We start from the raw sequence: 11222 nt of genomic DNA on the forward strand, positions 1-11222 counted from the left end.
TATCCAGTCGTCAGAAATCCTCGAGCATCAGATCCTCGTCGTCATCGCTGGCAAAAGGATCATTCACGGTGCGGCCATCGCTAATCAGATAGGCCCTGCGTTGAAGGTAGGCGTTCCGGATAAAGGTATAGTCGTCTCCGGACATGAAGGCCTCGGCAGGAATCAGGTCAGCCCGCCGGTCTACAATCTGCAGTGCCCTGGCGTAATAGACATCCGGGCTTTCCGCCAGGTCCCAGGCGGAGGGCAACACCACCGTATCCGACAAAAAACCGCCAAAATCCCGCGGAGTCGATGGCCCCAGGAAAGGCAGCATCAGATAGGGTCCGGATTCCGTGCCCCAATAACCCAGGGTCTGACCAAAATCTTCCGGCCGTTCCGGCAGGTCGAACATGGTGGCCACATCAATGAACCCGCCCAGGCCGAACACGGTGTTATAGGTAAACCGCCCTGCAGCTACCACGGCGGACTCGCCCTTGAGCTGGAAGATGCTGTTGGCAAAATTACGGATTTCCGTCAGGTTACTGAAAAAGTTGGTTACCCCACGGTCCGCAAAACCCGGCATAATAGCCCGGTAGCCTTTAGCAACCGGCCTCAGGAACCAGTTGTCAATGGTTTCATTGAAACGGTATACCTTGCGGTTCCAGTCCTCGTAAGGGTCAATTTCGCTTGCCGGGGCGTCAAGCTTTTGCTGGGCCATGTCGGGGTCGGCCGGCTGAACAGTCTGCGCAGCCGCGCCACCTGCAAACAGGAACAGTGCAATCAGGGCGCCAGAAAGCGGGTGCCGGAAAAAAATGTCTCTCATCATCAGACCTGAGGTTGTTTAATCTGTTTCGGTTCGTCGAAAATACCGGCGTTTTGTCTTCTAATATTAACCCCCTACCAGGAGGAATCCGATGTCAGTACCCGGGAATCTTGTCAGCACCCTTTCCGTGCCACTGCGCTGGGGTGACATGGATGCTTACGGTCACGCCAACAACACAGTTTATTTCCGTTTTTTTGAAGAAGCCCGGATTGTCTGGCTGGCATCCCTTGAGCTTGGTGCGAAAAATGACCCCGACGGCCCGATCATTATAAAGACCAGTGCCACCTTTCTGAAGGAGCTTTCCCACCCGGCGACAGTCGAAGTAAGAACTTACGCTGACAAGGCAGGCAACTCCAGCCTTGACAGCTATCATACCGTGACCGATGTCGAGACCGGAGAACTTTACGCCGAAGGCTATGCAAAGATCGTCTGGTTTGACCGCGTCAACCGCTCGTCCATGGCGCTGCCGGACAAACTCCGGGCGCTGGCGGCCAGCTAACCGCCCGACACCCTCACTAACACCCTTCTATCGGCGGCGAACCACAACGCTGCCGATGGAATACCCGGCACCGAAAGAACAGATCACGCCCAGATCGCCGGTCGTAAAGTCATCCTTGTGCTTGTGGAACGCGATGATGGAGCCCGCCGAGCTGGTGTTGGCATACTCGTCCAGAATGACCGGTGCCTCTTCGGTATCGGCGTCACGGCCAAGTACCTTACGGGCAATCAGCTGGTTCATGTTCAGATTGGCCTGGTGCAGCCACATGCGCTTGAGATCATCCGGCGACAGCGACAGGCTGGAAAGCTGTTTCAGAATGGTTTCAGCCACCATCGGCGATACTTCCTTGAACACCTTCCGACCCTGCTGGACAAACAGCTTGTCGGGCTTGTTGATGCCAGACTTATCGCCGCGGTTGAGGAAACCGAAGTTATTGCGGATGTTATTGGAGAACTGGGTCTTGAGGCTGGTTCCCAGAATTTCGAAGCCCTGGCTTGCAGCCACGTCAGAGTCCCGCTCAACCAGGATGGCCGTGCAGGCATCGCCAAAAATGAAGTGGCTGTCGCGGTCGCGGAAATTCAGGTGGCCGGAACAGATTTCCGGGCTGACCACCAACACTGCCCTGGCGGTGCCATTCTCGACGGCATTGACCGCCGCCTGCAGGCCGAACGTCGCGGAGCTGCAGGCCACGTTCATGTCGTAGGCGAAGCCCTCTATGCCCAGTGCATCCTGAACCTCGACAGAAATGGCCGGGTACGGGCGCTGAAGGTTGGAACAGGCGACGATAACGGCATCCACATCCGCTGCAGACTTCCCCGCCTGCTCCAGCGCCTGGTTGCAGGCTGCAACCGACATTTCACACTGTACCGAGGGCTCGTCATTGCTGCGGTCCGGTATGTTCGGACACATGCGCTCCGGGTCCAGAATGCCTTCCTTGTCGATGACGTGCCGGCGCTTGATTCCCGATGCCTTTTCGATAAAGGCTGTTGAGGACGGCTGGAGTGGCTCTTCATTACCACTGGCGATCTCGTCGGCATGACGGGCATTGTGGAGTTCCACGAAGGCATTGAATGCTTCCACCAGCTCGTCGTTGGTAATGGTTGCTGGCGGTGTGTACAACCCGGTCCCGCTGATTACGGCTTTAATCACGCTAACCCCACATCGTAGTTGAAAAAAGGTTGTGAAACGAAACGATCAAACTGCACCAATGTTGGCTAAATTTTAACACAGTCTCACAGTTTTGGCCGCGACGACAATCGTCTTAGACCCGGCTTCTTTTCAGACCCGGGTCTTCTCCCACTGCCTGTCCAGACGTTTCACCGACACCGGCACTGCGGTACCGAGTTGCTGGGCAAAGAAGGATACGCGGAATTCTTCCAGCATCCAGCGGTACAGCACCAGCTCAGGGTCCCGTATAGCCTGGCGCTGCTGCTCATCCCGCTTGCTGGCATAGCGTGACCACAGCGGCTCCATCAGGTGCAGGAACTCCCGCTCCCGGCCAAGCTCCCTGGGCATTTTTTCATAACGGATACTGGCCGCTTCGAAATAACGCCCGAAATGGGCCAGCCACTCGGGCGGCGTCGATACCAGAAATCCCGGATAAACAAGGTGTTGAAGCTGAAATTTCAGGTCAGCCATACTATTGGCCAGCGCCAGGCTGATCTTGCCTTTCAGCTGCTTCGCTACTTCATGGTAACCGGTCATGGCCTGATGCAGTCGTTCGTCTGCCTCTTCCAGCGCCGGAATAAAACCGGCGCGGCCGGCCTCGAAGGCCTGCTCAAAAGACGTGCTGTCCCGCGGCACTTCGTCGTTGACAAAATGCTGCATGGCCGTCGCCAGCAGCAAATCGTCCAGCAAAACACGGGCCTTGCCCACCGGCGCGAACATCAGTGCAGACGCCTTGAAATAAGGCAGTTTCCGGTCAATGTCATCCAGGGTATTGCCCAGGCGTATCAGAATCAGCCTTGCTACGGCCTTGCGGGTGGCATCGTCAGCGGTGAGCCGGTCAAGGAAGCGGGTCTGGCGGACCGAATCGCCCTGGTCCTCCAGTGCCGGATACACAGTGACCTCCATGCCGCCCTTCTCGGTTCTGACAGCCTGCGGAAGCTCGCCGAAGTCCCAGTCGCGGGAGGTTCTGGCAGGATCATCACCCGGTTGCTTGCGGCTGGCCGATGACAGCGCAGCCTGCGCCCGACCTTCGAGCTCGTTCTGCAGTCTTTCCGTTTCCCGGCCCTCGGCGATGGGTTGGCCGGCATCATCCACAACCCGCAGGTTCATCCGCAGGTGTTTCGGCAGATCTTCCTGCGGCCAGGCCTCGGGATCGATCCGCACCCCGGTCATTCGCCGGAGCTGCTCACCCAGCTGCAATGCAAGCGGCTCATTGGATGGCTGCAGGTTTTCCAGGGCCGCCTCCACAAAGTCCGGCACTGGCACGAAATTGCGCCGCAAGGCCTTGGGAAGCCCCTTGACCAGCGCAATACACTTCTCCCGCAACAGGCCGGGCACCAGCCACTCAAGACGTCTGGTCGGCAATTGCCTGAGAGCCATCACCGGCGCCTGCAGGGTTACGCCATCCCGCTCGCTGGTGGGCTCAAACTCGTAGCTGAGAGGGTAACGTACACCCTCCCATTCCAGAAAATCCGGGTACAGGGATCCGGCCCGTTCATCCACCGGACGCTGGAGAATGTCAGACTCTGTCAGCTCCATATTGCGCAGTTCGTCGGCGCTGAGCTGCTTCCACCAGCTTTCGAAGTGGCGGCCGCTGACAATATCGGCCGGCAGGCGCTGATCGTAAAAATCCACCAGCACTTCGTCTTCCACCAGCAGATCCCGGCGCCGGGTCTTGCGCTCGAGGTTCTCGACGGTATCGAGCAATTCCCGGTTGCGGGCAATGAATGGCGCTCTGGACTGGTAATCCCCCTCCACCAGCGCGCGGCGGATAAACAGCCTCCGGCATTCAGCCGGGTCTACCTTGCTGTAGGGAATCCGCCGTTTGGAGATGATGTCCAGTCCGTACAGGCTGACCTTCTCATAGCCCATCACCTGGGCACGCTTCTGCTCCCAGTGGGGCTCGAAATAATGATGTTTGACCACGTGGCCGGCGAGGGGCTCGATCCATTCCGGCTCGATCTTCGCCACCACCCGGGCAAACACACGGCTGGTTTCCACGATTTCAGCGGCCACAATCCACTTGGGGCCGGTCTTAGACACCCTGGAACCGGGGAAGATCATCACCTTGCGGTTACGGGTCGCCAGGTATTCCTTTTTCTCCAGCTTTACCGCCACCTGCCCCAGCAGGCCTGCCAGTATGGCCTTGTGGAGCGATTCATAACTGGCCGTTTCGCTGTTGAGTCTGAGCTTCTGCTCGCGGCAGATCAGCGTAAGCTGGCGATGGATGTCCCGCCATTCCCGCATCCGCATCCACGACAGGAAGCTTTTCTGGCACAGCTTTTTGAGCTGGTTCTGGGACAGCTCCTGGCGCTGCTCCTCATAGAAATTCCAGATGTTCAGTAACGTCAGGAAGTCGGATTCCTTGTCATTGAACGGAGCGTGAGCCTGGTCGGCGGCCTGCTGTTTGTCCTGGGGCCGCTCCCGCGGATCCTGGACACTGAGACCGGCGATGATCACCAGTGTTTCCGCCAGGCTGCCCTGCTCCGAAGACGTGACCAGCATGCGCGCCAGTCGCGGGTCCAGCGGCAGCCGCGCCATGGTTCTGCCAAGGCCGGTCAGCTGGCGCCTGTCATCGACCGCCCCGAGTTCTTCCAGAAGCTTGTAGCCGTCATTGATCAGGCGGCGATCCGGCGGTTCCAGGAACGGGAAGTGGCGGATGTCCCCCAGCCCGGAGGTGGTCATCTGCAGGATAACGGACGCCAGGTTGGTGCGCAGAATCTCGGGGTCGGTATATTCCGGCCGGTTTATAAAGTCGGTTTCATCGTAAAGCCGGAAACAGATACCCGGCGCCACCCGGCCACATCGCCCTGCCCGCTGGTTGGCACTGGCCTGGGACACCGGCTCGATGGGCAGACGCTGGATCTTCGAACGCACGCTGTAACGACTGATCCGCGCCACACCGGTGTCGATCACGTAGCGTATGCCCGGAACGGTCAGCGAGGTTTCCGCCACGTTGGTGGACAGTACAATCCGGCGACCGCGGTGGCTCTGGAAAATCCGGTTCTGTTCCTGGTTGCTGAGGCGCGAATACAGCGGCAATACTTCGGTATGGCGCAGGTCCGCATGGCGCAGAACCTTGCTCAGGCCGCGGATTTCCCGTTCACCCGGCAGGAACACCAGCACGTCGCCCGGAGGCTGTTTTTCTGCCCGCTCGTGCTGTTCGATTTCCTCCATGGCGCGGAGCACACCATCGGTCCAGCCCTGATCGCGGTCGTCCTCGTCGCCGGCCAGGGGGCGGTAGCGGATGTCCACAGGGAAGGTCCGGCCACTGACCTCGATCACCGGGGCGTCGTTAAAGAACCGGCTGAAACGCTCCACCTCGATGGTGGCGGAGGTAATGATCACCTTCAGGTCCGGGCGCCTGGGCAGCAGCTGCCGCAGGTAACCCATCAGAAAATCGATATTGAGGCTGCGCTCGTGGGCTTCATCGATAATCAGGGTGTCGTAACGATCCAGGAAGCGGTCATGCTGGACTTCCGACAGCAGAATCCCGTCGGTCATCACTTTCAGGCGGGACTGCTCGGAGGTGGTATCGGTAAAGCGGACCTGGTAACCCACCTGGCCGCCGGTCTGTTCCCCCAGTTCCTCGGCAATACGGCCAGCCACCGTGCGGGCAGCAATCCGCCGCGGCTGGGTGTGGCCAATGAGGCCGCGAATACCGCGGCCGCTGTTCATACAGATCTTGGGAATCTGGGTGGTTTTGCCGGAACCGGTTTCCCCGGCGATGATCACCACCTGGTTCTGTTCGATCGCCTCACGGATATCATCGACGCGGTCAGACACCGGAAGTGAAGAAGGAAAGGTGGCGGGCTTATGCTGCGCCTGGCGCTCCCTGACACGGCCCAGGCCGCGGTCGAGCCACTGCGCGATCTTCTCGAGGTCTTTCTGCCCGGGACGGCCCTTCCTGCGGGCAATCAGCTTTTGGATACGCGCTGCTTCCAGCTGGTTACAGGCATCCAGCTGTTCCAGGACGGCCTTGACGGCCGCCCTGCTGTCCGGCGTATGCGTGGTCTGTTGTGGTGAAACTTGCGTCATCGGGTCCTTTACTTGTTGCTGGCTTCGTCCCGGAGCTCACGGCGCAGGATCTTGCCAACGTTGGTTTTCGGCAGCTCGTCGCGGAATTCAAACGACTTGGGCACCTTATACGCTGTCAGGCGCTCACGGCAGAATTCTTTCAGTTCGTTCTCCGTGACACCTTCCGCGGTTGGCACCAGGTAGACCTTTACGGCCTCGCCGCTTCTGGGGTCTTCCACGCCGACGGCGGCGCATTCGACCACCTTGGGATGGCCGCTTACCACATCTTCGATTTCGTTGGGGAACACATTGAAGCCGGACACAATAATCATGTCCTTCTTGCGGTCCACAATACGAATGTAGCCATCTTCCTGAATGAGGGCGATGTCGCCGGTTTGCAAGAAGCCATCATCGGTAAAGGACTTCTGGGTATCCTCCGGGCGCTGCCAGTAGCCGCGCATCACCTGGGGACCTTTCACGCACAACTCGCCCGGCGTGCCAATCGGTGTTTCATTGCCGTCATCATCAATGGTTTTGACTTCGGTACCCGGAATAGGAAGGCCGATGGTGCCAAGCTGAATCGCGCTATTGGGGTTGAACGTGACCACCGGTGACGTTTCGGTCATGCCGTAACCTTCGGCAATTTCACAGCCGGTAACGCGCTGCCACATCTTGGCCGTGTCGCTGGTCAGCGCCATACCGCCGGACGAGGTCAGCTTGAGACCACTGAAATCCAGGTCCTGGAACTCTTCGTTGTTACACAGTGCCACGAACAGGGTGTTGAGGCCGAGGAACGCGGTGAATCTGTGGTTCCTGAGTTCCTTGACGAAACCCGGAATATCGCGGGGATTGGGAATAAGCACGTTATGGGCGCCGGCTTCCAGCATGATGCCGCAGTTCAGGGTGAACGAGTAGATGTGATACAGAGGCAGGGGTGCAATAATCACTTCCTTGCCCTCTTCCACCGTGTCTTCCATCATCGGGCGAACCTGGAGCAGGTTGGCCACCAGGTTGCCGTGGGTCAGCATGGCGCCCTTGGCAACACCGGTGGTACCACCGGTGTACTGGAGCACGGCAATATCGTCCTTCTTGCACTCAACCGGGGTAAACTTTTCCTTGCTGCCCGCACTGAGAACCGCGGGTAATTTATGGGCCTGCGGCAGACTGTAGGCCGGCACCATTTTCTTCAGGTGTTTTACCGCCGCGTTCATCACCGTGCGCTTCAGCGGTGAATGCATATCGGCTATCTCGGTGACAATAACGTGCTCGATGCCGGTGTGGGGAAGCACTTTCTCGACATTGTGGGCCATGTTCGCCAGCACAACGATGGCCTTGGCGCCGGAATCGTTAAACTGGTGTTCCATCTCGCGGGTGGTATACAGCGGGTTGGTATTCACCACGATCAGGCCGGCGCGCATGGCACCGAAGACAACCACAGGATACTGGGAAACGTTGGGCATCTGAACCGCAATCCGGTCGCCCGGTTTGAGATCGGTCCTGTTTTGCAGCCAGGCGGCAAAATTGCGGCTCTGGGTATCCAGGTCGCGATAGGTAAGCGTAGCGCCAACAGCGCTGAAGGCGGGTCGATCGGCGTATTTCTGTACCGCCTGATCGAATACATCCACCATGCTGGTGTACCTGTCCAGGTCTATTTCGCGGGACACACCGGCGGGGTATTTGTCCTGATAGAACTGCTCAAAATCCATCACCATCTCCTGTTGGGCGTTTATGCTTATTTTGTACTTGCAATGTATGCCAAGGCCAGATTGATCAAAAAATCAACCAGACAAAAGTATCAGACTCGAAAAGTCGGGAGAGAATAGCAGTTTTGCGAACGATGAGGTAGTTTTCGAGGCTGATCTGTCGCGTTCATAACCTGCAACCCGAGCCGGCATCAAAGCCACCAGGATCTCCAGCGGAGCCCATATGAGTGATACGTTAGATACGCTTGAAAACATTACCTACGACGAGCTTCAGGAAGGCGATTCTGCAACCTATGTCAAGACACTGACGGAAGCCGAACTGGTACTTTTTGCCGCCGTGTCCGGCGACGTCAATCCGGTGCACCTGGATGCCGCCTTTGCCGCTGACTCCTCCTATCAGGTGCGTATTGCCCATGGCATGTGGAGCGGCTCGCTGATTTCCGCAGCGCTGGCCACCGTGATGCCCGGCCCCGGCACTGTCTATCTGGAACAGAGCCTGACCTTCAGGCAGCCAGTGCGACTGGACGATACCCTTACAGTGAATCTTAAAGTACTGGCCAAGGGGCGGCGCAACCGCGTCACACTGGCCTGCGATGTCCGTAACCAGAATAATGAGAAAGTGGTCACCGGCGAAGCGAAGGTAATTGCCCCCACCCAGAAAATCTCCCTGAGCAAACCCCTGCTTCCAAAAATCACCATCGAACGCTAGCACGACAAAACCGACAGGCAGTCTCGCGGCGCGGCGTCGGTTTTCTTGACAGTTACGCTGCTTCACACGCCCTGACACCATGGGCTGGCAAAGCCGCAATGAGCCAAGCCACTGATCTTAAGGTCCTATTAATAACTGGCCGCAGACTTGCATGGAGTGGGGCGCGGAGTGCTGAGACAGTCACCCCGTTCAATATGCCGAGCTTGGCCGATGCGCAACCGCATCGGCCTTTTTTTATTTGCTCAACTGCTTCATGGCCGATTCCAGGCCTTCAATGGTCAGCGGATACATGTGGTCATTGACCAGTTGCCGCGTCATTCCCAGGGACCCGCCCTGCCCCCAGTAGCTCTCCGGCAGCGGGTTGATCCAGACCACCTTGTGGAAATGCTCGGTGATGCGCTGGAACCAGGTAGCCCCCGCCTCCTCGTTCCAGTGCTCGATGGAGCCGCCGGGGTGCGAGATTTCATAGGGCGCCATGGTGGCATCACCCACGAAGATCACTTTGTAGTCGGGGGTGTACTTGTGAAGGATGTCCCAGGTATTGGTCGTCTCGCTCATGCGGCGAATGTTGCTCTTCCAGACGCTCTCATAGATGAAGTTATGGAAGTAGAAATACTCCATGTGCTTGAACTCCATCCGCGCCGCCGAGAACAGCTCTTCACACACCCGCACGTGGGGATCCATGGAACCACCCACATCGAAGAAAATCAGCACCTTGACGGCGTTATGGCGCTCGGGAACCATTTTCAGGTCGAGATAACCGGCATTGCGGGCCGTGGAACGGATGGTATCGTCCATGTCGAGCTGGTCTGCGGCACCCTGGCGAGCGAATTTGCGCAAGCGGCGCATCGCAACCTTGATATTGCGGATGCCCAGAGTCACGCTGTCGTCCAGGTCCCTGAACTCGCGTTTTTCCCAGACTTTCACAGCACGGCCGTGGCGGCCCTTTTTCTGGCCGATACGGAAACCTTCCGGGTTGTAGCCGTTGGCGCCGAACGGAGAGGTACCGCCGGTACCGATCCATTTGTTGCCGCCCTGGTGACGTTCCTTCTGCTCTTCCATGCGCTTCTTGAAGGTTTCAATCAGCTCTTCCAGGCCACCCAGCGAATCGATCTTGGCCTTGTCTTCCTCGGACAGCTGCTTTTCGAATTCCGCGCGCAGCCAGTCGTCGGGGATCAGCGCTTCCATCAGGTCGTCGAGGTTTTCAATGCCCTCGAAATAGGCCTGAAACGCCCTGTCGAATTTGTCGAAATGGCGCTCGTCCTTGACCAGGCACACCCGGGCCAGATAATAGAACTCCTCCATATCGGCAAATGCCAGACGGTTCTGGAGAGCCTCCAGCAGATCGAGGAATTCACGCAGGCTGGCGGGTACCTTTGCGCGCCGGACTTCGATAAAAAAATCAATCAACATACAGTGCTGCTCTTGCCGGATTTCAGCTGCGACGACGGGCCATGAAGGCCAGCTTCTGCAGCAGGTGGACATCCTGCTCGTTCTTCACCAGCGCCCCGTACAGTGGCGGCAATGCCGTACCTGTGTCCTTTTCCTGCAACATTTTGGCAGACAGTTCGTCGGCCATCAGCAGTTTCAGCCAGTCGATCAACTCAGAGGTGGACGGCTTTTTCTTCAGGCCCGGCACCTTGCGGACATCGAAGAATACTTCCAGTGAGTCGCGCACCACCTGCTGTTGCAGGCCCGGGAAATGCACATCCACAATGCTCTGCATGGTGGCGTGGTCCGGGAAGCTGATGTAGTGGAAGAAGCAGCGGCGCAGGAAGGCATCCGGAAGCTCTTTCTCGTTGTTGCTGGTGATCACAATGATGGGGCGGTGCCTGGCCCGCACCAGCTTCTGTGTCTCGTACACGAAGAATTCCATGCGATCGAGTTCCAGCAAAAGGTCATTGGGAAATTCGATATCCGCCTTGTCGATCTCGTCAATCAGCAGAACAACCTGTTCCTCGGACTCGAAAGCCTCCCACAGCTTGCCCTTGACGATGTAGTTGCTGATATCCTTGACCTTTTCGTCACCGAGCTGGGAATCCCGCAGGCGCGAAACCGCGTCGTATTCGTACAGGCCCTGCTGGGCCTTGGTGGTGGACTTGATGTGCCACGGGATCAGGCGCTTGCCCAGAGCCGCAGCCATCTCTTCCGCCAGCAGGGTCTTACCGGTGCCGGGCTCACCCTTGATCAGTAACGGCCGTTGCAGCGTGATGGCCGCATTCACCGCCATTTGCAGGTCGTCAGTGGCTACGTATTTTTCGGTACCGGTAAACTTCATGCTGTCAGTATCCTGTTCAATTAACGGTTAAACGGCTGTTTGAAAGT

8 protein-coding genes are annotated in these 11222 nt (G+C 57.9%); 2 read left to right on the top strand and 6 right to left on the bottom strand.

Annotation, left to right across the window (positions count from 1 at the left end):
• Positions 1–10: 10 nt before the first annotated feature.
• On the bottom strand, positions 11–802 hold the full coding sequence (locus DIT72_RS09115) for an MlaA family lipoprotein (RefSeq protein ID WP_135955152.1): 792 nt from the start codon (positions 800–802) through the stop codon (positions 11–13).
• Between the two features lie 91 nt (positions 803–893).
• On the opposite strand from DIT72_RS09115, the gene DIT72_RS09120 reads away from it, so the two are divergent.
• Positions 894–1301 carry an acyl-CoA thioesterase gene (locus DIT72_RS09120; RefSeq protein ID WP_135954933.1) on the top strand — a complete coding sequence of 136 codons (408 nt, stop codon included), beginning with the start codon at positions 894–896 and terminating at the stop codon, positions 1299–1301.
• A 27-nt stretch (positions 1302–1328) separates the two neighbouring features.
• Here the strand turns inward: DIT72_RS09120 and DIT72_RS09125 are convergent, their stop codons facing one another.
• The 3 genes from DIT72_RS09125 to DIT72_RS09135 form a co-directional block, all read right to left on the bottom strand.
• Positions 1329–2450 carry a beta-ketoacyl-ACP synthase III gene (locus DIT72_RS09125; protein WP_135954934.1) on the bottom strand — a complete coding sequence of 374 codons (1122 nt, stop codon included), beginning with the start codon at positions 2448–2450 and terminating at the stop codon, positions 1329–1331.
• A gap of 129 nt (positions 2451–2579) precedes the next feature.
• Entirely contained in the window at positions 2580–6506 is a 3927-nt protein-coding gene (hrpA, locus tag DIT72_RS09130) for an ATP-dependent RNA helicase HrpA (protein WP_169450006.1), read from the bottom strand.
• Positions 6507–6514: 8 nt separating this feature from the next.
• Complete coding sequence (locus DIT72_RS09135; RefSeq protein ID WP_135954935.1) at positions 6515–8191, bottom strand: AMP-binding protein; 1677 nt, start codon at positions 8189–8191, stop codon at positions 6515–6517.
• A gap of 220 nt (positions 8192–8411) precedes the next feature.
• Between DIT72_RS09135 and DIT72_RS09140 the strand changes: the two genes are divergently transcribed.
• A complete protein-coding gene (locus DIT72_RS09140; protein ID WP_135954936.1) occupies positions 8412–8897 on the top strand; it encodes a MaoC/PaaZ C-terminal domain-containing protein in 486 nt (161 codons plus the stop codon).
• 234 nt (positions 8898–9131) lie between these two features.
• Here DIT72_RS09140 and DIT72_RS09145 read toward each other — a convergent pair whose 3' ends face one another.
• Both DIT72_RS09145 and DIT72_RS09150 read right to left on the bottom strand, forming a co-directional pair.
• Complete coding sequence (locus DIT72_RS09145; protein ID WP_135954937.1) at positions 9132–10310, bottom strand: vWA domain-containing protein; 1179 nt, start codon at positions 10308–10310, stop codon at positions 9132–9134.
• A 22-nt stretch (positions 10311–10332) separates the two neighbouring features.
• On the bottom strand, positions 10333–11175 hold the full coding sequence (locus DIT72_RS09150) for an AAA family ATPase (protein WP_135954938.1): 843 nt from the start codon (positions 11173–11175) through the stop codon (positions 10333–10335).
• Between the last annotated feature and the right edge of the window lie 47 nt (positions 11176–11222).

The organism is Marinobacter orientalis (genome assembly GCF_004792665.1).
In the GTDB taxonomy this organism is placed as follows: domain Bacteria; phylum Pseudomonadota; class Gammaproteobacteria; order Pseudomonadales; family Oleiphilaceae; genus Marinobacter; species Marinobacter orientalis.

Excerpts from the sequence above, each read along its gene's own strand:
- DIT72_RS09145 (WP_135954937.1), bottom strand. The coding sequence starts at position 10,310 with ATGTTGATTGATTTTTTTATCGAAGTCCGGCGCGCAAAGGTACCCGCC.
- DIT72_RS09120 (WP_135954933.1), top strand. The coding sequence starts at position 894 with ATGTCAGTACCCGGGAATCTTGTCAGCACCCTTTCCGTGCCACTGCGC.
- DIT72_RS09150 (WP_135954938.1), bottom strand. The coding sequence starts at position 11,175 with ATGAAGTTTACCGGTACCGAAAAATACGTAGCCACTGACGACCTGCAA.
- DIT72_RS09135 (WP_135954935.1), bottom strand. The coding sequence starts at position 8,191 with ATGGATTTTGAGCAGTTCTATCAGGACAAATACCCCGCCGGTGTGTCC.
- DIT72_RS09115 (WP_135955152.1), bottom strand. The coding sequence starts at position 802 with ATGAGAGACATTTTTTTCCGGCACCCGCTTTCTGGCGCCCTGATTGCA.
- DIT72_RS09140 (WP_135954936.1), top strand. The coding sequence starts at position 8,412 with ATGAGTGATACGTTAGATACGCTTGAAAACATTACCTACGACGAGCTT.
- hrpA (WP_169450006.1), bottom strand. The coding sequence starts at position 6,506 with ATGACGCAAGTTTCACCACAACAGACCACGCATACGCCGGACAGCAGG.